The organism is Vreelandella sp. L-15, from assembly GCF_056857635.1.
The window spans coordinates 39,946-61,707 of sequence record NZ_JBSXNN010000085.1 but is presented as its reverse complement, the minus strand read 5'-3'; the positions used below and the strand labels follow the sequence as shown (position 1 = coordinate 61,707).

Below are 21,762 nucleotides of genomic sequence, written 5' to 3'. Positions count from 1 at the left end.
TTATTATGTCTGATGCACGCGACACGCTCTTTCGTTATTTAACCATGCTGCAGCTGATTCCCCGCTTTCCTGGGCGTATCGCGACCCCTGTGCTAAAGGAGAAGCTTGCCGAGCGCGGCTTTAAGATCGACACTCGCTCCCTACAGCGTGACCTTAGCCAGAAGCTCTCCACTCAGTTTCCGATTGGCTGCGACGATAGCCAGAAGCCTTACCGCTGGTATTTTGATCGTGATTTTCAGTGCCAGCTACCGGCACTGGATGTACCCAGCGCCTTAACGCTGGTGCTAGCGGAAGAGTATTTAAAAGGGCTCTTGCCTCCGGTGGTGGTCGGGCAGTTATCGCCCCACTTTACCGATGCTCGGCGGTTATTGGATGAAATGAACGCCAACGGGCTTAGCCAATGGGCGCGAAAAGTACGTGCCATTCCCAACGGTAAAGCGCTGATTCCGGCTGAAATAGATGAGTCCACTTGGCAAACTATTTCCGAGGCTCTACTAGAGCAGAAGGCGGTTGATGTCGTCTACCTGTCGCGCTCCAGCGAAACAGAAAAGCCGTTCACGCTTCATCCGCAAGGCATCGTCAGCCGCCATAGCGCGACCTATTTACTGGCCCATGTAAACGGATTTGAGGATTTGCGCCAGTTTGCCCTGCATCGCATTAAACAAGCCACACTCAGCCAGCACCCCTGGCAGGCACAGCCTGATTTTGATATTGACCGCTACATTCAGGGCGGCGCGTTTGGTTATCGGCAAGGGCCGAGCGATGTGACGCTGGAAGCGGAGATCGCGAAACCTGTGGCGTGGTTGCTGCAGGAAACACCGCTTTCTGAGACGCAAACCATTGAAGCCCTCCCCGACAGTAACTGGTACCGGTTAACCGCCCAAGTGCCGGATGACCAACAAACCCTCTGGTGGCTGATGGGCATGGGCGCCAATGTGAAAGTCACCGCCCCTGCCACGTGGCGTGAGGCATTAAAAAAGAGTGCTGAGCAGGTACTAGCGCACTACCAGGACACAACGCTCACCTACGAGACACACTGAGGCTTTGTACGAAAACTGCCTGCGCTCGGATTGGCGCTGCATGGCCACGCTGAAAAAAACGTTAATGGGGAGACAGAATGGTTGACGATACCCGCTTACTCGCGTTTTATCGCGGTGAATCCCCCGATCATAAAGGGCGTTTACTTGAAGATATCTGGGCGCTCTCGCCGTTTTGGCTAGAGCATACCCACGACTATATTCAGTGGCTGTTTCCTATTCCAGAAGCGAGCCGTTTTAATAGCTTTGCGCCGCTCTTAACGCCTGCGGTGCAAGCAGCTTTTGCGAATGACGAGCGCTTACGCCACCACCAGCAACGCTCACTGGATGTAATGTTAAATTTTTTGGGGCTAACACGGGATGGCAACATCATCACCGCTCAGCCAACGCTATCGATACAAACCCATATCTGGTTGAAAGCTGGGGGCCACAACCATCTGCGTATTACGCGCATGATTCGGTCGTTAGCGTTATGCCACCAACCAACTTTGGCCCGCGCGCTCCAGCAAGCGGTTATTGAGATTGGTACGCAGCATGGCGTGGTATCAGAAACGACACTACAGTACTGGCACGAAGCATTTTAGCTCAGCATGAGCTAGCAGCGTCGTGCTTGCACCCTCTTTCATACGCCATATACTGTATGTTTAAACATATACAGCAACATATCTTACGAGGTGGCAGATGGCGGCGTTTGACCCTTCCCGCGCTACCGTGCATAAAGGGCGTGGTGCAACCTACGACCCACATAACCGCTTCGCCCCTACCCGCAGCGTGGCGGAGGATGACGGCTGGTGGCAAGAGGAGGCCACCACCTCGCTGGCAACAGAAGTGCGCGAGGAAGCCAGTAAAAGCGCGCTCTCTTGGAACAACTCTCCAGATTTACCCTTTGATCGTTCGCTTAACCCGTATCGTGGCTGTGAGCATGGCTGTGTTTACTGCTATGCGCGCCCGTCACACGCCTATTGGGATTTATCACCGGGGCTGGATTTTGAAACCAAACTGATCGCCCGCCACGGGCTGGTGGAGCATTTAAAAGAGGAGCTTTGCCACCCCCACTATGTTTGCCGCCCCATTAACCTCTCCGGCAATACCGACTGTTACCAGCCGCTAGAGGCCACCTACCAAACCACCCGCCGCTTGCTGGAATTGCTGTTGGCTTGCCGCCACCCGGTGACGCTAGTGACGAAAAGCACGCTGATTTTGCGGGATATAGATCTACTAGCAGAAATGGCAGAGCATCGCTTGGTGCGGGTGTTCGTGAGTTTGACCAGCCTAGACGCTAACCTAAAGCGCACGCTGGAACCCCGCACGGCATCGCCCCAGGCGCGCCTGAAAGTGATTCGTGAGCTAAACACGGCGGGAATACCGGTGGGCACGCTGGTATCGCCGATTATTCCAGGCCTGACCGACCACGAAATTGAACGCATTCTGGAAGCCGCCAGTCGTGCCGGGGCGCGCACCGCGAACTGGATGCTGCTAAGGCTACCCCACGAGGTCGCGCCGCTGTTTGAAGCGTGGCTAGAAGCCCACTACCCCGAGCGCGCCGCTAAGGTAATGAGTTTGATGCGCCAGTGTCGGGGCGGTAAAACCTACGATGCTGCCTTTGGTAAGCGCTTTCGCGGTGAGGGAGTATTCGCTGACTTAATCGCCCAGCGGTTTCAGCGTGCTAGCCGCCAGTGGAACATGCAGCCACGCACCGAGCAGGGGCTGAATACCCGTGATTTTCGCCCGCCCCGGGCACAGGGGGATTTATTTGATTAGACTGCTGGAATACCCATCACTAAGAAGACGCCCTCTCCATGTCGCTCAGCAAAACAAAATCCAGCTTTTACCGCCGCCTTTACGTGGCCCACTTGATTGAGCAAGGCGTGGCCAGCGTACCCGCGTTGATGGAAGCCACCGGCATGCCGAGGCGCACCGCCCAGGACACCATCGCGTCGCTCGGCGAGCTAGATATTGAGTGTGTGTTTGAAAAAGGCGACGGCGAGCGCCACAACATTGGCCATTACACCATTAAGCAGTGGGGCGCGATTGACCCGCAGTGGGTGGCATCGAACGCTGAGCGCTTAGGGCAGGCATTGGGCTATCGCTAGCCTCGTCAGGCTCTGCCCACGCAAGGCGCGCTGTATTTAACGTCACGCTGAGCGAGCTTGCTGCCATCGCCAGCACGGCGGCCAAGGGCGGGACCGCCATCATGGTCACCAGCCCAAGCGCCAGCGTGTTGTAAAGCGCCGAAAACACTAGGTTTTGCACCATAACTCGGCGGGTGCGCTTAGCCAGTGCCAATAGCCTTACGATACCGCTCACCCCAGGCCAAAGCAGCTGTGCGGCCGCTCCGTTGCGGGCGGCTTCGCTGGCTTGCATGGGAGCGACGCCTACCCCGGCTTCGGCAAGGCTTAAGGTATCGTTCACCCCGTCGCCCACATAGAGCGTGGGCGACGGCAAGGCTTTGAGCAGTGCCGCTTTGGCTTCCGGCGAACGCTGGGCGTAGCAGGCGGTTTTTGCTAACCCTACCTGCTGGCCAAGCCAGCCCACCGGCCCCTGACGGTCGCCGCTGATCAGCGCCACGATGTACCCTGAGCGCTGTAGTTCGGCAAGGCTCGCTTTCGCATCGCTTACCGGCTGGTCGGCACAGTAAAGCGTGGCGAGCCAACCGCGGCTGTTGGCCACTACCACCTGTGAAGCAAAGGCGTAGTCAGGGTGTTGGGCGTTATCTGGCAAGGGCGCGCCAAGCTGCTGCTCTATCCATGCGGCGCTACCTAACCACCACTGCTCTCCGTTTTGAAACGTTACTTGCTGGCCTTTGCCGGGATGCTCCTCAAGATGAAGTACGTTATGAAATACTTTATGAAGCGCTTTGGGCGGCGTTGCTGTTTCAGCCTTGTTCGCCCAGTCCAGCAAACCGCTGGCTAGCGGGTGTTCGCTTTGGCTAACGGCGTTGTGCAGCATCGCCTGAAACATCGTGAGATCTTCGCCTTGGCGCAGCGCGGCATGCACTACCTGATGCTGCCCACGGGTGAGCGTACCGGTTTTATCGAAGGCAATACCGCGTACTTTCGCCAGGGTTTCAAAAGCAGCAGGGTCGCGAAGCGCAATGCCCTGTTGTAACGCTTGGCTGCTACCGGCAAGGCTTGCCAGCGGAACCGCCAGCCCCACCGCGCAGGGGCAAGCCACCACCAAAACAGACAGCGCACGCACAGCAGCGTCTTCTAGACCAAGGCCCAATAGCAGCCCGAGTGGGAGTGTCAGCACAGCCAGCAGCAGCGCTACGGGGCTTAGCCATGAGGCAAAGCGGTCGGCCAGCTTGTGCAATTCGCCCTTTTTTGCCTGGGCGCGGCGCATTTGCTCGCACAGTTTATCCACCCGCCGCTGGCCGACGGTGGCCGTCACAGTCACCTTCAAAGGCGCAGCGTTTAGCCTCGCCGCATAGCGGCAGCCCGCATAGACGCGCTGCCCAGCATGCAGGTAACGGGGCACGCTTTCCCCAGTGAGCGTGGCGGTATCCAGCCAGCCGGGCGTTTCCAGCAGTCCATCCAGAGGCACCTGCTCACCGGGGGGCACTTCAATCACGGCTCCTATGGAGACTTCCCCAACGGGCTGCGTGTCGCGCTGCTCGCCTTGGCAAACCACCACGTCATCCTCCGGCAGCCTTAGTGCATCAAAGGCTTTGAGCCCCTGCTGCCTGCACAGGGTTTCGACCAGTCGGCCCACTAGAAGCAGCACAATCAGCATCACCGCAGTATCGAAATAGACCTCAGCAGAGCCGCGCAGCAGCAGCCCTACCGATACCGCCATGGCGCCAAACACACCCAGGCTTACCAATACATCCATGCCGGGACGTCGGGCCAATAGCGTGCGCCACCCCGCTCGGTAAAACGGCAGGCCGGAATAGAGCACGACGGGCAGTGAAAAGGCACCGGACACCCAAGCGACGACCAGCTCTATGGTGGCATTGGGCAACGCGCCCACGTAGATCAGCAGCGACGCCAGCATGGTCCACATACCCAACACCGCACCTACAATCAGGCGCAGCGTGAGATAGCGGCTCTCTTGGGCTAAGCGCTGTTGGGCATCTTGCACTGGCTCTAACTCGCTTAGCCGATAGCCCAGCCGCTTCACCACGGGGGCTAGCACCGCCAACTGGGTTGCTGCGGGAGCGCCGTTTACCCATACCGTTGCAGTAGGGTAATGAACGCTGGCCTGAGCGACGCCCGGTACGCGAGCTAGCGCGCCCTCTACCGCCAGCGCACAGCTGGTGCACCACATGCCATGAAGCGTATAGAGCGGTGCGTCGTCATTAGCAGGCGAGTCACTGTTCACGGTTACAGACAAGGCGGCACGCCAATGATGGGTAGCCCCGCAAACGCCACGCCAAAGGCAGAAAACAAGTAGAGCCAACCGGATACCACGGCATGAAAGCGCTGACGCCCCTGATGCTGCTTGGCTGTGCGGCAGCACCCCCAGGCCAAGAGCACAAGCCCGGCGGCACAGACTAGGGTAAAACCGCCCAAACCTACGTTGAGGAGCGTTAGCGCTCCCGCCTCGGGCGGAGGGGGGGTGACCGCGCACGCCACGGAAAGGCCGCTATACACGGCCACGAACCAAACGCTCCATAGCGTTAGCCCCACCGCCAAATGGATAGGATGAGTAAAGTTGAGTCGTTCCATCGCCCTACCCTCCTAACACGCGGGGCAGCACCGCTAGCGCCGCTATTAATAGACCAAAGGTGACCACGTTATAGCGCCACAACAGTGTTACGACGCCAGGCTCAAAAGGCGCATGAGCGCCTACATAGCCATAGCCCACTCGCAGCCCTTGTAGCACGGTCAAGATGACGGCTAAACCGCCGTGGAACAGCGCATAGACAAGGCCGACCAGCATCACCGCATCGTGGGAGGTTTGCGTGGGGGCAAGCTCAGCTTGCCACAGCGCCCAGCCCGTTAGCCCCACTTGTAGTGCGCCTAACGCAGCGGCTAAATAGAAGCCTGCACCTAGCCCGGCGTCACGCTGCTGGCGCAGCCCACGTACCAGCTTTTCCATCACACCACAACCGGCTAAAACCGCTACGCCAGCTGCACCCATTAATATGAGCGATAGCGGCGGCGTCTCTGGCATCTGCCATTCGGGTGAAACGGTCCAGAGGTAGAACCAGCCAAACAGGTAAGAGAGATAAAACGATCCGTTGGCGATCAGAAAAACACCCATCGCCCAGAGGCCGGGGCCATCCATGGTGCGCGAGTGAAGCGGTGGGTCGCCGGGTTTGACGCCTGCATCCGGTGCCGCCTTGGGGTGGGCACCGTTCTCCCAGGACCAGCGCAGCAGAAAGATACCGGCAATCATCACGAACACGCCTGCCAACGCGTACACCTTGGTCAGCAGGCTCAGGCACACCACCGCCAGCGCGGCAGCGGCAAACAGCGGCCACCAGGAGTTACCGGGCAGGTGGATAATCTCGCGCACCTTGCCTGAAATTGGATCGGTGCCCCACATCTCCCTTCTGCCGTGGGAAGCCACCGCCAACGAGTGCTTACCCTCGGCCATGGTATGAGGCAGATTTGGGTCATCCCACAACGGGTGGCGGGTTTCGACATTGGGAAGGCTGACAAAGTTATAGGCGCTGGGCGGCATGGTGTTGGCCCACTCCAGCGTATCGGCATTCCAGGGGTTATGCTTGGCAGGCTTGCCAAACCGAAAGTGCAGCGCGATATCCAGCAGCACCATGGCAATCCCTGCCGAGAGCACAAAGCTGCTGATCGACGAGAGCAGGTTAAAAATCTCCCAGCCCGACCCTGCTTCATAGGTGTAAATCCGCCGGGGCATACCGAGCAGCCCGGTCCAGTGCATGATCAAGAAGGTGCCGTTAAAGCCCAGGAAAGTAAGCCAAAACCCCCAGCGCCCCAGGTTTTCGGAGGGCATTCGCCCGGAGAAGAGCGGCAACCAATAGTAAAGCCCGGCGATCAGCGGGAAGAACATGCCCCCCACCAGCACGTAGTGCATGTGAGCCACTACAAAGTGGGTGTCGTGCACCTGCCAGTTAAACGGCACCAGCGCCAGCATGACGCCGGTTAACCCACCACACACAAAGATAATTAAAAAGCCCATCACCCACAGCATGGGCAGCTTCATTTTGGGTTTGCCAAGCCAGAGCGTGGCTATCCAGACAAACACCTGAATCGCCGTGGGCACGGCCACTAGCATACTGGCCGCCGAGAAAAACGCCTGGGCCAGCTGCGGAATGCCAATGGTGAACATGTGGTGAACCCATAGCCCAAAGCTGATAAAGCCCATAATGGTGATCGCTGCCACTACCCAGCCGTATCCCACGATGGGCCGCCCGGCAAACACGGGAATCAGCGTCGAAATAATCCCGGCAGCAGGCAGAAAGATGATGTACACCTCTGGGTGGCCAAACAGCCAGAACAGATGCTGCCAGAGTACCGGGTCGCCGCCGCCCGCAATTTGGAAAAACGGCATGCCTACCGCCCGTTCAAGCTCCAGCAGCACGCTGCCGAGTATCAGCGGTGGGAAACCCACCACGATCATTAGCGCCATGGCGAGGATATACCACGCAAACAGCGGCATCTTATGCAGCGCCATGCCCTGGGTGCGGGTGCGTAAGATAGACACCACCAGCTCCACTCCCGCCGAGAGCGCTGATATCTCCACAAAGGTAATGCCCAGCAGCCAAAAATCGGAGCCCAAATCCGGGGCAAACTCTTTACTGCTCAGCGGCGTGTACATAAACCAGCCGCTTGAAGGCGCCATCTCAATAATTAGGCTGGAGGTGAGGATGATCCCGCCAAACAGGTAGCAGAAATAACCCAGCGACGTTAGCCGTGGGCACACCAAGTCACGGGCACCAATCATTTTAGGGATCAGGTAAATCGCCAGCCCCTCCAGCATAGGGATGGCGAACAGGAACATCATCACCGTGCCGTGCATGGTGGTGACCTGGTTATAGATCTCCGGCGACATAAAGTCCTGGTCGGGCATCGCCAGTTGGGTGCGCACTAGCATGGCGAGAATGCCGCCAATCAGGAAAAACACCATCCCGGTGATCATAAAACGCAGACCGAGCGTTGTATGGTTCACGATGGTGAGGGCCTTTAGCCCTTTCGGGTTGCCCCAAATGTCATGTAGGTCTTCGTGTAGTTGCTGCGGGTCCTGCTCTACCGCCTCTTGATTCACGCTCTTCATGGGGTCAAGGTCTCCAGCCAAGCACCCAGGGCATCCAAGGTGTCCTTATCAATATCGTCGTGGGCGGGCATTTTATTGCCCGGCTTCAGCGTTTGGTGCTGCTGCAGCCACTGGCTCACCGCGCCCTCTTCCATGGCCATCACACCGGCACCCAGCATCGTGCGGCTACCGATATCCGAGAGGTTCGGCCCTACATCGCCCTGGCTGACGCCAGCCACTTGATGGCAGCTCGCGCAGTGGGTCGCAAAGGCCTCTCTTGCACCATCATGAGTGGTATCTTGCGTCGCTAATTCGCTTAGTTCTGCGTCTTGGCGAGCTGCCAGCCATGCATCGAATGCTTCACGAGGCACGGCTTCGACGTACAAATGCATATGGGCATGGCCCACCCCGCACAGCTCGGCACACTGGGCACCAAATACGGCGGGCTCATCGGCTTCCAGGCGGATTTTATTCACCCTTCCTGGCAGCATGTCGATTTTGCCGCCCAGGCGCGGCACCCAAAACGCGTGAATGACATCCGCCCCGCTCACATGAAAATCCACCGGCTCCCCGGCGGGCATGACGAGCTGGTTAGCGGTGACGACTTCGCCGCCTTCGGCGCCTGGGTAGCGTACCTCCCACCACCATTGGTGGCCGATCACTTCAATCACTTCAGGCGGCTCGCCTAGCGGGAGCGGTAGCATGCGTTGCCCGGCGGGCACCCCAAACATCAGCAGTGCAGTCACACTGGTGATCGGCAACACAAGGCCTCCACCAATAATCCAACGCCGGGCAATGCGTCGTTCTTGGGCAGGCGTGCGCTCCACGTTGCGCGGCTTGAAGGCGTACAGCCAAACCACGGTGACACCAATCAGCACGATGGTGGCAAAGCCCAGCATTACCCACCAAATTAACCGAACGTCTCGCGCGGCGGGCCCTGCAGGGTCTAAGATAGATCTGTCGCCAGTACAGCCCGCGACACTGAGCAGCAGGCTAAGCCCTAGCCAGCAGGCGGCTTGACGGGCTCGTCGCGATGTTAAACACGACATGATGGCGGACGTAGCGCTATTACGTTCCCTCATTAGCGTTTTCCCTGAAGTGCAGTTGATCTGTCCGACTGTTTTGCTTTGTCTAACCACAGGAAGTGACGATGACACCTACTCCCCAACGCTCGATCAAAAGCCGCGCGTCGCTGGCTGGCCATCCACTCCATCCGGTAATGATTCACTTCCCGGTGGCGGCCCTGATGGCACTGGTCGCTTGCGATATTGCCTACTGGTATACCCAGGATGCATTCTGGCTGCGCGGCGGGCTTTGGCTGGCGGGTGTCGGCGCGTTTGGCGGCTGGATTGCGTCGGTGGCAGGCATTATTGACTTGGTGTCGGTAGCACGCATTCGCCGCCTGATTACCGGCTGGAGCCACGCCATTGTGGCTGTGGTCATGCTCTCTCTGGCGTCGCTGAACTGGCTGCTGCGTTTCACTGAGCCCAGTGCGGTGCTGCCGTGGGGGTTGGCCATCTCGCTGGTAACGGCCGGCTTGATTGCGCTGGCTGGGTGGCTCGGTGGCCAACTGGTGTACGAGCACGCGGTGGGCGTTGAAGTAGAATAGTAACCCGAGCGGCTCAATGGCAGCCCGTAATTGGATATTGGCCATTGAGCTAGCTCCACTCCAGCGGTTTAGAGAGCACAAACCCTAGCACGCCAAAGATGCCCACCAGCGCCAACAGCAGCGCACACAAGCTGGCTGCCTTCACCCCTTTAAAAATTCCCATTTCCAGGCGCAGGATGAGCCAGCCAAAGCACCCGTGAGCGGCCACCATTAACACTACGGCCCCTAGCTTGAGTATTAGCCAGCCCCCTAACAGGCCATGCAACAGAAATAGCAGCGTGCCTGAGGCAATCGCAGCGAGTGCCGCCGGGGTAGCAATGGAGTTATAAAAAAAACGCGGCATGGGCGGCGTGCCCTGAGCGAAGCCCGCATCTTTACGTAGCTGAAGCGCCTGTAATAAAAGTGCAGGCAAATAAAGAAGAGCGCCGCACCAAATGACCAGCGCGGCGATGTGCAGCAGTTTTAGCCATGGCATCGAGGCTTCCTTGCGTTACTAGGGCAGAGTCTATTGTGACCCTGATAACCTTAGTCAACCGATGCCATTCTGGCTAGGCAAAACGCTAAGTTTCACTCCACCGAAATCTCGTAACCTGTGAATTTACGTAGATTTATCACACCCGTATCGAACATGAGATACTGCCCTTTCACGCCCTGAAGGATGCCTTCAACCAGCGGCTGCTTATCAAAATTATGAGAGACTACTTTGCGGGGAAACGCAGCCACAGGATAGTCGAACTGCAAAGGAGCCTCATCCAACGTGCGAATGGCGTCTTCGCCGTGAACACTACGTAGCTGGCCTAAACCGTCTGCCAGTGTGTTTAACAATCGGTCACGCTCAGCGCGCAGATCAAGGGGATCGACCTCACCTTTGACCATAGCGCGCCAATTGGTGCGATCAGCCACCTGCTCTTTGAACAGCATCTCGACGAACCCGGACTGCTGGCGGGTATTCACTTCGAGAATCGGCAGCGCCTGAATAGCGCCTTGATCCAACCAGCGAGTGGGCATTTGTGTTTTGCGAGTAATGCCCACCTTCAAACCGGAAGAGTTAGCCAGATAAACGATGTGGGGCTGAAAGCAGTGCGCCTCGCCCCACTCCGGCTCGCGGCAGGTGCCTTGGTAGTAGTGGCAGGTCTCTGGCTTCATGATGCAGGTATCGCACTGCGCCAAGCGCTTAAAGCAAGGGTAGCAGTAGCCTTGTGCAAAGCTTTTTTTGGTTGCCCGACCGCAGTGGGTACAGGCAATAGCACCGCTCCATGCAAGGCGCATGGGGGAGCCAATACGCTCATTCAACGCCACCCGATGCTCACCAGCGCGCAGATGGTAAACCACTTGCTCGTCTTGGCGGCTAGGCAGTGCCGCCGCCATTTTTTGCAAACACCCTTTAACGGGAGAGACCTCGGGGATTAACAAATCAGTCACGCGTGGCATCCCGGCCAAGGCCCGCCATTTCTGGGCTAACGCCTGCGCCCGTCGCACCCGCCCCACAGGTACGCCGCTCCAAATAACCTACGCGATTCTCTTCCGGTACATTGTTTTCAACTTCGTAACGCATGACGGCCTCCAAACACAGCTCGGTTTGCTCCGGCGTTAAGCGGCGGCCGTCAGGCCATTTGCGTAGCGACACCGCCTGCTTAAGGCTTTCATAAATCGCAGGCGTCATCTGGCTGATCATTTTATCGAAGGTCATATCGCTCACGGTTAGCACCTCAAGTATTTGCTGCTTTCAAATTGGCGGCGTTAGGCTTTGCTACGTTTGGAGGAATAATACCAGCCCGTGGCGAGCCCCACGAGCAGCCCGCCCAGGTGGGCTTCATTGGCCACGTTGCCAAAGCCGACGGTACTGGCAATATCGGTCATGGTGAACACCATCCAGCCGAGCATAAACACCACCAGCATTTGCGGCACGAAAAAGCCACTGTTCGGGGCACGGCGGGACATGAGCCACACATGGCCCAATAGCGCATAGACCACGCCGGACATACCGCCAAACAGCACCGTTCCGGTGACGTATTGCGCCAAGTTGGCACCGATACCGGCGACGAGAAGCAGGAGCAGCATCGTTTTACTGCCTTGGCGCAGCTCGATTTGCCGTCCGAAGTACCACACCCACATCAGGTTGAAAATCAGGTGCATCCAGCCAAAATGCAGGAATGCGGGGGAGAGCAGACGCCATACCTGCCCCCCCATCACGGTGTCTGCCAGCGACCCATATACCAATTGGCCGCCGGAGATGCCCACCGGCACAATGGTGAGCGCCACAATTAGCAGATCGCCGGAAATGCCGCTTAGGGCAAATACCAGCAGGCTCACGCCGATCATCAGGCCAGTCACCGGCACTTGGCGTAGCGTGGCAGCAAGGCTGTGGGCCGCAGGCGGGCGTTTGGGCCGGGTAGCTTCAAGAATCAGCGGTTCGCCTCGCTCCCAGCGGCTAACCAGGGTACGTAACTCTTCATGTTGGCGGGGGTCGGCCACCCAGAGCAGCTGGCCGTCCGCTTCGTCGGTGATCCGGTGGCCAATACGGTAGTGCCATAACGCTTTGCGCAGTGCCTGTGTGTCTGCGCCCGCGGGTAAGAGCATGACTGGATGCATGGCATCTCCCTTCTATCCAAGTGGTGGTCGCGCTTTAGCGCCGCTTTACCAAAGGATAAACAAAAAAATCCGGCGGAGGGGGCCGCCGGATAAAAGCAAGGGATCATTCAAGGGAACACTTACTCTGATAGCCGGCAGCTAGATTAGTTCAGCAGTTTTGCAAAAATTATGTAACCATTTGTAAATCATCCACAGCACGCTTAATCAAAATCTATTTCCCAGGGTTTGGGCAGCGCACGCTCCTCTTTAGGTACTTGAATCCATACGAAATGATCAGCGTTCAACTGGGTTTCACCGCTCCAACGATAGGCAACCAAACGGCCAAACTTTACGGCGCTGTAATCCAAGCAGGCGATATTTGCGGCAGGCAGGGCGGGAATTCCTTCGCACCAGTAGTGGCCAATAAATAGCGGCGGCTGCTCTGGGCCGTAATAACTTAGCCGCTCTCGCTCACTGTCGGTGAGTGGTCGCGCTTCCAAATCGCCGGGCAGGTTATCTGGCTGAAATACCACATCTCCCCACTGCTGCGGGTTAGCTGCCCAAAAGTGGGCGCGAAAGCTTTGTCGGGTAAAACCGTCCCCCGAGTGAATCGCGACACCTTTTGGTAACCGTATATGGGGGCCACGGGTAAGACGATCAAGGATTCGATACGCCTGGGAGCCTGGGTCGTTGGACTCTACCAGAAACTGATCATCCATTCGGGCAGTCGGTAAGCGCTGCTTGAGCTCGCTGATCAGCGCATCATCCCAACACGCGTGTACCACGCGAATACCGTCTAGCTCTAGAAACAGCGGAATGGTTTTGAACCAGGCCAGCGTGTCCTCCCACTCGTTGGTATGGTGGCGATACTGATCAAGAGTGTCTTGAATAATGCGGTTGTGGCGCGGGGTATGTTCGCGCAGCCAGCGCTTGTGGCTGCCAGAGGGCGCGGGATGGGTATAGGCCAACGCGTTATACTCGTGATTGCCCATCACAATATGCGCTTCGCCCGCCTCTACCATGCGCCGTGCAATGGTCACCGCCAAGCGAATACGTGGCCCACGATCAATCAGGTCGCCTAAAAAAATCACTTTGCGCCGCGGGTGGCGATAAACACCGCCGTGCTGGTGGTAGCCAAGCTTTTCCAGCAGTGCCGCTAGCGTGGCACCGCAGCCGTGGATATCACCAATTAAGTCGTAACCCTCCATATTAATCCCCTAGCCGGTGGCTCCAGCCGAGTTTACTGCGCAGCACGTCATAGAAGTTGTGCCCAATGGGATGCACTAATTGAACGCGCTCCGACTTACGGGTGATAACCAAGACATCGTCAGGCTTGGCCACCGCGCGGGTTTGCCCGTCGCAGCTAATATGGGGGTAGGTCTGATTGGTTTCGCCAATATGAATGCGTATTTCGCTGGCCGCATCAATCACAATCGGCCGACTGGAGAGCGTGTGCGGGAACATCGGCACCAGCGTCACCACATCCAACTTCGGGTGCATAATCGGCCCACCACCGGAAAGCGCATAGGCGGTAGAGCCGGTTGGAGTGGCGACAATCAGCCCATCGCTGCGCTGGCTGTAGACAAACTGCCCATCGATAAACAGTTCAAACTCAATCATGCGGACCGCTTTACCGGGGTGCACCACAACTTCGTTAAGCGCGTCGCCATTTCCTACGGCGACCCCATTGCGGTAGAGCACGGCATCCAGCAAGAAGCGCTCTTCAACCTCAAACTCCCCCGCCAGCACTTCGCCTACCCGGGTCTCTAACTCATCGGGAGAAATATCGGTTAAGAAGCCCAGCCGCCCGCGATTGACGCCTAGAATCAGCGTACCGCTGCGGCACAGGGTGCGTGCAGCGCCTAACAAGCTGCCATCGCCACCCACCACAATCACTAAATCGCACAGTTCACCCAACATGCGGCGGCTAGCTTCAGGTAAGCCGTGTTGGGGCAGCGCCGTGGCGGTGCGGTCTTCGATGAGTACCTTATAGTCATGTTCCGTTAAGTAACGGACCAAGCGTTGAAGCGAGTCGACAACTTTGTCGCTGCCTAAGCGGCCAATCAAGCCAATCGTCTTGAACGGCTTCACTGGGTGACTAAGGCTACCGGGGTTGGAACCTGACGATGTGGTATTAGACATGGGCGACTCTCGCTAGCATCAGCCCACATTATGGAGAGGAAGGCAGTATCGAGCAAATCACCCGGTGCGCCAGAGGTAAGCCTTGCGCACCGGGAAAAATCAGCGGTTTAGTTTAAGCAGCCGCCACCTTGCGGCGCTGCAGCCACCAGTGGTTTAGCCACAGCGAAGCGCCCATAATCGCCGCCCCCAAAAGCAGCTTGCCCACATCAGCATCGCGGTTCCAAATCACCAGGTTAACGACCAAACCAGCCGGCACCAGCGCATTGTTCATAATCGCCAGGGTGCCCGCATCCACCTTGGTTGCCCCTTGGTTCCAGGCAAAATAGCCAACGCCCGATGCCACCAGCCCCAACCACGCCAATACGCCCCACTGCAGAGTGGTGGATGGCAGCGCGGTGCTATTACCAAACAGCAAGAAGGCAGGTAGCGCTACCAGAATAGCCCCGATAAAGAACCAGCCAAACACGTTATGCCAAGCAAGAGTGGGCGGCAGGTCTGCCGCTAGGCGGCGGTAACCGACTTGGCCGATGGCGAAACATAGGTTAGCGCCCTGCACGACCAAAAAGCCGAGCCAGAAGCCGCTGTCGATGCCGTCGTAACGAATCACCCCGGCGCCTAGTACTGCCAAAATAGCTGTTACCAAATAGATCGGCGTAAAGCGTTTGAACATCAGGTCATCCAACAACGCGATATACACCGGCGTAAAGATGGTAAACAGCAGCACCTCCGGCACGGAGAGTAGCAAGAAGGAGTGATAAAAGAAGGTGTACATAATGCCTAACTGGATCGCGCCCAGCGCCATCAATGCCAAGCGCTGCTTACCGCGCAGCAGGCTTGGGCGCAGAAAAGGTAGGAACACCAGCATTGCTAGGGTCACGCGGACCAGCACGGCAAAGTAGCTATCAACCTGACCCGCCAAATACACACCAATTAAAGAGAACGAAAACGCCCAGAGCGCCGTTACGCCAACCAAATAGCCCATCAGTAAACCTCAAACAAGAAGAAAGTTGACGGGGATTATACGCCTTTAGAATCCCCTGCCAATGGGCCAAAAGCGTAAGGCGGTTTTTACCGTTTATTCAGCCAAACAAGTGCATAGACAACACCGGGTAACCAACCTATTAGCGTCAGCACGACACTGATTAACACACGCTGGGCCCCGCCTTCGGTTAAACCAACGGCTAAGGGCGGTAGCAGCACGGCCAGGGCGCGATAAGCTAGCTGTAAGTTGGCAGGTTCTTTCGCGGGTGTGGCGGGTGGTTCTGGTGAAGTTTTTTCTTCAGGGGCTATAGGCTTCGCTGAGGGGGTAAAGTGCCCAACGGCCGCTTGTGCTTTCTCGGCCTGCTCCTTTTCATGGGCAAGCGCTTTACGGTGCGCCTCTTTATCTATTTTTTGCTCTAGGGTGTCTGCGCCCTCTGCCAAGTCGTCGTGGTAGCGCTCCCAATCTTCCCAGTCGTAGGGTGTCCCCGAGTTGGGCCGATGACTGCCTGCGCCACGGGCACGCTCCCAGGCTTTCTCTTCCAGCGTATTGGGCCTGTCAGGGTCTCGATCTAGGCCAACGCCTTTACGGTTCAGATATTCACGAGCATCCATAACGACTCCTCACAGCATTTGAAGCGGGCTTGAAAAATTGGCAAAGCGTTGAATAGAGACAGTATGGGGTCAGCACAGGGTGAGTTAAATCACCTACAGTAAGAGAATCGGCAGTGGCCTGTCGATCACGTTAAGGAGTGCTCCAATGAATAAAAAAATCCCGGATACCGTACGCGATATTATGTCCCGCGACTGCTACCGCGTCTCTAGAGAAACGTCTATCACTACCCTTGCCCAAGGGCTTGCCCTGCACCGTTTGCCGGGCGCCCCGGTGGTGGATACGGCTGACCGCTTAATCGGCTTTATCTCTGAGCAGGATGTTCTGGGGCACGTGCTCGACAGCATTTACCATGACCACGAAGCGCCGTTGGTCCGAGAGTTAATGCGTCAGGACGTGCTCACTACCTCCCCCAATAAAAGCGTGACCGATTTAGCGCAGGAAATGCTGGGCGCGAAACCGAAAATTTATCCGGTCGTCGAACAGCATCGCTTAGTGGGCATCGTCACGCGTCGGGACATTTTGATGGCCTTACTAATGATTCGCCGCCATTAGACGCTTGAACACCTGCGGCATGATGCTAATAAAGGTACCTACAAAAAAAACCGCTGCTTGAAACAAGCAGCGGAAGCAAGGGATCGAAAACAATAGCCAGAACAACACTATTAGCGACTGCTATCGCGATGTTGTCTGTACATACTCAGACACCCTGCAGAGAAAAAGTTCGCAAAAGGTTAAAATTTTCGTCTCAGCAGGCGCAGGCGTATACTAGGTGGCTATTCTCAACTGGGCGCATAAGCTGGCGTCTATCCTGATGTGGCCAGGAGCTATGCATGGCACTTTACTTACTGGTGTTTGGCGTTTGTTTACTGGTAATGGGGGCTGTGTTGCTGGTGCTGATGAACGCAGGAACGCCTCGCTACCGCACCGAGCCCAAGGATCTGATCGCGCTGTTTGATAAGGCGCTGGAGAGCAAGGTCAGCGAGACCGAGTGGAATGCTCTGATTGGCTACCCTATCCGCCATGATGAGTATTTAGACAACGTTCGCCGCCGTGCCTCACACCTAATGGATACACACGGGCGACGCTGGCAGATTGCTCAGGGCAAGCCGCTCCTCAACCAGGAGGGTTACGCGGAGCTAAAAGCATTACGTGATCATTTAGCGGCACATACAGCGCTTCGTCAGCGCTAACAGAGCAGCAGCGACGAGGAGAACCGTATGCCGAGTACCATTCGTCAAATACCCCTGGAAACGGCGACGAAGCATCACTCCCATGACTTCCATCAGATAGTGATCACGCTATGTGGCTCTTCTGAATTTGAAATCGAGGGGTTGGGCGGCCGTGTAAACGCTTTTTCCGGCTGCATCGTGCCTGCTAACCACGAGCACTACTATTCTGGCAACGGCCATAATCGTCAGTTGATTCTAGATTTACCAGAAGATGCTCCCGCTTTGACGGGTGAGCACCGTGAATTGGTGGCGCTATTTGATGTGCCGCGCTTTTTTGCCTTAGACAGCCCGCTGCGCCACTATCTTACCTTTGTCGAGAGCGAACTGGCCCGAGGATTAGACAACTCTGCCACCTCGTTTCAGCAAGACCGCCTAGCGGCCACGCTGTTAGGCTCGCTAAAAGCCCGCCTAGGTGCCTCAGGGAGCGCTGCCCAGCGACGCATTGACCTTAACCAGATTGACCGGTTTATCCGCCGTCACTTAGCCGATGAGCTGCGGGTGGCCGACCTGGCCAAGCTCGCCTGCCTGAGCGAAGCACATTTTTCTGAGCGTTTTCGCGCCCAAACCGGCCTCTCCCCCTGGCAGTATGTACGACGGCAGCGGCTTCACGCGGCGCGCCAGTTGGTCATGCAAAGTCGTTTGCCACTTACCGATATCGCCATACAAACAGGGTTTGCCAACCAGAGCGCGCTGTCCCATGCGTTTCGCCGCAGCTACGGAGCCTCGCCGCGCCAGCTACGCCAAGGCTTTGCCAGCCCCTCCTTAGATACCAACAATCGTTCAACGGCTCATTCAACGGCGTTATCATCCTCAGCCACCCCCGCAGGGGCAGGCGCGCTCTCGTCTCGCTGATATTACGTTGGTGGATGTAGTAAAAAAGTCGCGTTGTTTGCCGCTAGCGAGCCGCACCCAACTCAACTAAAGTCGTAAATAGGCACAGCTTGCCGTGAAATTGACACGTTTTGCCACGAAAACGACATACACCTAACGACGGCTAGCTCTACATTCGAACGTCAGTCTGGGCATCTGCCCTGCCACCACTTTTTGAACGCTAGCTGACACAGCTATTCGCTCAAGCTGTTCGTTTCAGACCTGTCTTACGGGGGCCTCAATGCTCAATGCTAAAAAAATGCGTGACCCTGCCACCTGGCAAACCGATCTTGATACGCTAATGCAGCGTGTCAGCGAACACTATATCGTCGATGAAGATGCCTACGTCAGCGAGCTGATTAAACTGCTCAACGCCGACCAAGACGATTTTTCGCGCATTGAGGCCAACACGGCAGCGCTGGTGCGCGACGTACGCAACATGGATACCGCCGTTGATACTATCGACGAGCTGCTGCAGCAGTACAGCCTGGATACCCATGAAGGCCTGATGCTGATGTGCCTGGCGGAAGCGATGCTGCGTATTCCCGATAAAGCCACCGCAGATGCGCTGATCGAAGACAAGCTGGGCCCAGCGGATTGGCAGTCCCATGTAGGCAAAAGCGAGTCGTGGATGGTCAACGCCTCGACCTGGGGCCTGCTGATGACCGGCCGCGTGCTGAAGCTGGACCATCCGAAAGAGGGCCAGCCCGCCCACTTTATTAACCGTATGGTTAATCGTATGGGCGAGCCGGTGATTCGACGGGCGATGATGGAAGCGATGAAAATCATGGGCAAGCAGTTCGTGCTTGGCCGCGATATTAACGAAGCCCTGAAACGCTCTAAGCCGCTATTCAATAAAGGCTACACCTACTCTTACGATATGCTGGGTGAAGCCGCGCGCACCCGCGACGATGCCAAACGCTACTTTGACGACTACGCCCGTGCCATTGAGCAAGTGGGCAAAGCGTGCAAATCTCTGGGCGACAAAACCCCGGCACCATCGGTCTCCATCAAACTCTCTGCCCTGCACCCCCGCTATGAGTTTGGCCGCCGCGAACAGGTACTGACCGAGCTGGTAGATACCGTCATTCAACTGGTCACCAAAGCGCGTGAGCTGGATGTGGCTGTGACTATTGACGCTGAAGAAGTCGACCGCCTGGAGCTTTCTCTGGAAGTCTTCCGCGCGATTTACCAGAGCGACGCCGTCAAAGGCTGGGGCCACTTTGGCCTAGTGGTTCAGGCATACTCCAAGCGTGCTCTGCCAGTGCTGCACTACATCAACCGCTTGGCGGATGAACAAGGCGATGAAATCCCGCTACGCCTAGTAAAAGGTGCTTATTGGGATAGCGAAATCAAAGAGTCTCAGCAGCTTGGTATCGATGGCTACCCGGTCTATACCCGCAAGGCGTGTACCGATGTAGCCTACTTGGCCTGCGCGCAGTTCCTACTGTCTGACGACACCCGTGGCCGCATCTTCCCTCAGTTTGCGACGCACAACGCTCACACCGTGACCACCATTCTGGAGCTGGCGAACCACGACAGCCGGCCGTTTGAATTCCAGCGCCTGCACGGCATGGGCGAAGCCCTTTACGATGCAGCCCTTGAGCGCGCTCCCAAAGGCACTTACTGCCGTATTTACGCGCCGGTCGGTGCCCATAAAGACCTACTGCCCTACTTGGTACGTCGCCTGCTGGAAAACGGTGCCAACTCGTCGTTCGTTCACCAGATTGTCGACCCGGACGTGCCGGTGGAGTCGCTGTGCCAGCACCCTATCGAAACACTGCGCCAGCAAAAAACCTTCTACAACAAGCGCATCCCGCTGCCAAAAGACATCTACGGGCCGAAGCGCCGCAACTCCCGTGGGGTCAACTTAAACATCCGTAGCCACTACTACCCGCTGATGGAGAAAATGGCGACGTTCATGGATAAGCAGTACCCCACCAAGCCGCTGCTAGCGTTTGATGTGGCCGACGATAGCACCAATACCCATAGCGTCACTTCGCCTTTCGACCGCCGCCAAACCGTCGGCAGCGTGCAGTGGACCAGCAAAGAGCAGGCAGCGAAAGCCCTCGACGCTGCCTGGGAAGCCTTCCCGCGCTGGGACACGACTCCCGTAGCCGAGCGCGCAGCGATTGTGCGTCGGCTGGGCGACCTGATGGAAGAGCACATGGCGGAGCTGATGACACTCTGCTCCCGTGAAGGCGGCAAGCTGCTCACTGACGGCGTCGATGAAATCAAAGAAGCGGTTGATTTCTGCCGTTACTACGCCATGCGCGCTGAAGAGTCGTTTGGCGAACCCATCGAACTGCCTGGCCCGACCGGTGAATCCAACCGCTTGATGATGGGTGGTAAAGGTGTTTTTGCCGCCATTAGCCCTTGGAACTTCCCGGTAGCCATCTTCTGCGGTCAAATCGTTGCCGCCGCCGTTGCAGGCAACACGGTGCTGGCAAAACCCGCCGAGCAAACCTCGATCGTTGCCCACCGCGTTATCGAGCTGCTATACGAAGCCGGTATGCCCCGTGATGTGGTGCAGCTGCTGCCGGGTGACGGCCCGACCGTGGGCAGTGTGCTGACCTCTGACCCGCGCATTACCGGCGTAGTGTTTACCGGCGGTACCGACACAGCGCAAATTATTAACCGTGCTCTCGCCGCCCGTGACAATGCACCGCTACCCACGCTGATCGCTGAAACCGGCGGCATGAACGCGATGATCGTTGACTCTACCGCCCTGCCTGAGCAGGTCGTAGTGGATGTCATTCAGTCTGCCTTCCAGAGTGCTGGCCAGCGCTGCTCTGCCCTACGGGTGCTCTACCTTCAGGAAGACGTTGCTGACCGCGTTATCGAAATCCTCAAGGGGGCGATGAGCGAACTGCGCATTGGCGACCCTCGTGACCTGGGTACCGATGTCGGCCCGGTCATTGATGAAGACGCCCGTAAAGGCTTGATGGAGCACATCGAGAAGCTCAAAGGCGAGAACCGCTTAGTCGCCGAAACACCGATGTCTGCCGAGCACACCCAGCACGGCACCTTTGTACCGCCGGTGGCGTTTACCATCGACAGCATTGATGCCCTTTCTCGCGAGCAGTTTGGCCCGGTGCTGCACATTGTGCGCTACAAAGCCCGCGAGCTTGATAAGGTGATCAACGATATTAATGGCCGGGGTTATGGCCTGACATTTGGGGTGCATAGCCGTAACGAATCCTTTGCCGCTGAAATAGCGCAGAAAATTCGGGTAGGCAATGTGTACATCAACCGTAATATCATCGGTGCTGTTGTTGGTGTTCAGCCGTTTGGTGGCCAAGGGTTGTCAGGTACTGGCCCTAAAGCAGGCGGACCGCACTATTTGCAGCGCTTTGTGACCGAAAAAACGATTACTAATAACACCGCCGCCCTGGGTGGCAACGCGTCGCTTCTGGCGCTAGGGGATGAGTAACGGCTCATCAACACTACTAACCTGAACTCCTGAAAAGGAACCGTCTCATGGTTGACAACAATAGAGCGATTGCCTTCACATTCGCGGCCCCTCAAGGCCGT

Annotated in this window: 21 protein-coding genes; 9 read left to right on the top strand and 12 right to left on the bottom strand. The window is 57.1% G+C overall.

What is annotated here, in order from left to right; all coding sequences use genetic code 11:
• The first annotated feature begins 5 nt into the window (after nucleotides 1-5).
• From AC13CY_RS12935 to AC13CY_RS12920, 4 genes are all read left to right on the top strand, one after another.
• Nucleotides 6-1,040: a helix-turn-helix transcriptional regulator gene (locus tag AC13CY_RS12935; RefSeq protein WP_172514361.1), complete on the top strand. Its 1,035-nt coding sequence runs from the start codon at nucleotides 6-8 to the stop codon at nucleotides 1,038-1,040.
• Nucleotides 1,041-1,117: 77 nt separating this feature from the next.
• Nucleotides 1,118-1,621, top strand: a complete 504-nt coding sequence (locus tag AC13CY_RS12930) for an opioid growth factor receptor-related protein (RefSeq protein ID WP_172514360.1) — start codon at nucleotides 1,118-1,120, stop codon at nucleotides 1,619-1,621.
• A 97-nt stretch (nucleotides 1,622-1,718) separates the two neighbouring features.
• Nucleotides 1,719-2,798: a PA0069 family radical SAM protein gene (locus tag AC13CY_RS12925; protein WP_172514359.1), complete on the top strand. Its 1,080-nt coding sequence runs from the start codon at nucleotides 1,719-1,721 to the stop codon at nucleotides 2,796-2,798.
• A 38-nt stretch (nucleotides 2,799-2,836) separates the two neighbouring features.
• Nucleotides 2,837-3,130: a winged helix-turn-helix domain-containing protein gene (locus AC13CY_RS12920; RefSeq protein WP_054641096.1), complete on the top strand. Its 294-nt coding sequence runs from the start codon at nucleotides 2,837-2,839 to the stop codon at nucleotides 3,128-3,130.
• On the opposite strand, the gene AC13CY_RS12915 is transcribed toward AC13CY_RS12920, so the two are convergent.
• The 4 genes from AC13CY_RS12915 to coxB are packed head-to-tail and all read right to left on the bottom strand — an operon-like array spanning nucleotide 3,051 to nucleotide 9,295.
• The gene (locus AC13CY_RS12915) at nucleotides 3,051-5,303 is read right to left on the bottom strand and encodes a heavy metal translocating P-type ATPase (protein ID WP_172515658.1); all 2,253 of its coding nucleotides are present in this window, start codon (nucleotides 5,301-5,303) and stop codon (nucleotides 3,051-3,053) included. The two genes, AC13CY_RS12920 and AC13CY_RS12915, sit on opposite strands and share 80 nt — an antisense overlap.
• A 56-nt stretch (nucleotides 5,304-5,359) precedes the next feature.
• On the bottom strand, nucleotides 5,360-5,704 hold the full coding sequence (locus AC13CY_RS12910; RefSeq protein WP_172514358.1) for a hypothetical protein: 345 nt from the start codon (nucleotides 5,702-5,704) through the stop codon (nucleotides 5,360-5,362).
• Between the two features lie 4 nt (nucleotides 5,705-5,708).
• Nucleotides 5,709-8,234 (bottom strand): cytochrome c oxidase subunit I, encoded by a 2,526-nt coding sequence (ctaD, locus tag AC13CY_RS12905; RefSeq protein ID WP_172514357.1) that lies wholly within the window; start codon nucleotides 8,232-8,234, stop codon nucleotides 5,709-5,711.
• Complete coding sequence (coxB, locus tag AC13CY_RS12900) at nucleotides 8,231-9,295, bottom strand: cytochrome c oxidase subunit II (protein ID WP_074210739.1); 1,065 nt, start codon at nucleotides 9,293-9,295, stop codon at nucleotides 8,231-8,233. Before coxB ends, ctaD begins: the two co-directional genes overlap by 4 nt.
• 68 nt (nucleotides 9,296-9,363) lie before the next feature.
• Here coxB and AC13CY_RS12895 point away from each other — a divergent pair, with 68 nt between their 5' ends.
• A complete protein-coding gene (locus tag AC13CY_RS12895) occupies nucleotides 9,364-9,822 on the top strand; it encodes a DUF2231 domain-containing protein (protein ID WP_058578324.1) in 459 nt (152 codons plus the stop codon).
• Nucleotides 9,823-9,871: 49 nt separating this feature from the next.
• Here AC13CY_RS12895 and AC13CY_RS12890 read toward each other — a convergent pair whose 3' ends face one another.
• The 8 genes from AC13CY_RS12890 to AC13CY_RS12855 form a co-directional block, all read right to left on the bottom strand.
• On the bottom strand, nucleotides 9,872-10,297 hold the full coding sequence (locus tag AC13CY_RS12890; protein ID WP_044630638.1) for a CopD family protein: 426 nt from the start codon (nucleotides 10,295-10,297) through the stop codon (nucleotides 9,872-9,874).
• 92 nt (nucleotides 10,298-10,389) lie between these two features.
• Entirely contained in the window at nucleotides 10,390-11,253 is an 864-nt protein-coding gene (locus AC13CY_RS12885; protein ID WP_083602212.1) for a DUF2797 domain-containing protein, read from the bottom strand.
• Nucleotides 11,237-11,521 (bottom strand): YeaC family protein, encoded by a 285-nt coding sequence (locus tag AC13CY_RS12880; RefSeq protein ID WP_044630636.1) that lies wholly within the window; start codon nucleotides 11,519-11,521, stop codon nucleotides 11,237-11,239. The genes AC13CY_RS12885 and AC13CY_RS12880 overlap by 17 nt, the downstream gene beginning before the upstream one ends.
• Before the next feature lie 41 nt (nucleotides 11,522-11,562).
• Nucleotides 11,563-12,414, bottom strand: coding sequence for a rhomboid family intramembrane serine protease (locus AC13CY_RS12875; RefSeq protein ID WP_483052631.1), 852 nt, complete (start codon nucleotides 12,412-12,414; stop codon nucleotides 11,563-11,565).
• A gap of 200 nt (nucleotides 12,415-12,614) precedes the next feature.
• Entirely contained in the window at nucleotides 12,615-13,601 is a 987-nt protein-coding gene (locus AC13CY_RS12870) for a metallophosphoesterase (protein WP_289094655.1), read from the bottom strand.
• A 1-nt stretch (nucleotide 13,602) separates the two neighbouring features.
• Nucleotides 13,603-14,535 carry an NAD(+) kinase gene (locus AC13CY_RS12865; protein WP_172416063.1) on the bottom strand — a complete coding sequence of 311 codons (933 nt, stop codon included), beginning with the start codon at nucleotides 14,533-14,535 and terminating at the stop codon, nucleotides 13,603-13,605.
• Between the two features lie 112 nt (nucleotides 14,536-14,647).
• Nucleotides 14,648-15,517, bottom strand: coding sequence for a carboxylate/amino acid/amine transporter (locus AC13CY_RS12860; RefSeq protein ID WP_054641093.1), 870 nt, complete (start codon nucleotides 15,515-15,517; stop codon nucleotides 14,648-14,650).
• An 86-nt stretch (nucleotides 15,518-15,603) separates the two neighbouring features.
• Entirely contained in the window at nucleotides 15,604-16,128 is a 525-nt protein-coding gene (locus AC13CY_RS12855) for a YqaE/Pmp3 family membrane protein (RefSeq protein ID WP_044629749.1), read from the bottom strand.
• A 145-nt stretch (nucleotides 16,129-16,273) separates the two neighbouring features.
• On the opposite strand from AC13CY_RS12855, the gene AC13CY_RS12850 reads away from it, so the two are divergent.
• From AC13CY_RS12850 to putA, 4 genes are all read left to right on the top strand, one after another.
• On the top strand, nucleotides 16,274-16,681 hold the full coding sequence (locus tag AC13CY_RS12850) for a CBS domain-containing protein (RefSeq protein ID WP_044629750.1): 408 nt from the start codon (nucleotides 16,274-16,276) through the stop codon (nucleotides 16,679-16,681).
• Nucleotides 16,682-16,959: 278 nt separating this feature from the next.
• Nucleotides 16,960-17,319 (top strand): hypothetical protein, encoded by a 360-nt coding sequence (locus AC13CY_RS12845; protein ID WP_044629751.1) that lies wholly within the window; start codon nucleotides 16,960-16,962, stop codon nucleotides 17,317-17,319.
• 27 nt (nucleotides 17,320-17,346) lie between these two features.
• Nucleotides 17,347-18,210: a helix-turn-helix domain-containing protein gene (locus tag AC13CY_RS12840; RefSeq protein WP_483052630.1), complete on the top strand. Its 864-nt coding sequence runs from the start codon at nucleotides 17,347-17,349 to the stop codon at nucleotides 18,208-18,210.
• Between the two features lie 259 nt (nucleotides 18,211-18,469).
• Nucleotides 18,470-21,661 carry a bifunctional proline dehydrogenase/L-glutamate gamma-semialdehyde dehydrogenase PutA gene (gene putA, locus AC13CY_RS12835; protein ID WP_483052629.1) on the top strand — a complete coding sequence of 1,064 codons (3,192 nt, stop codon included), beginning with the start codon at nucleotides 18,470-18,472 and terminating at the stop codon, nucleotides 21,659-21,661.
• Nucleotides 21,662-21,762: the final 101 nt, after the last annotated feature.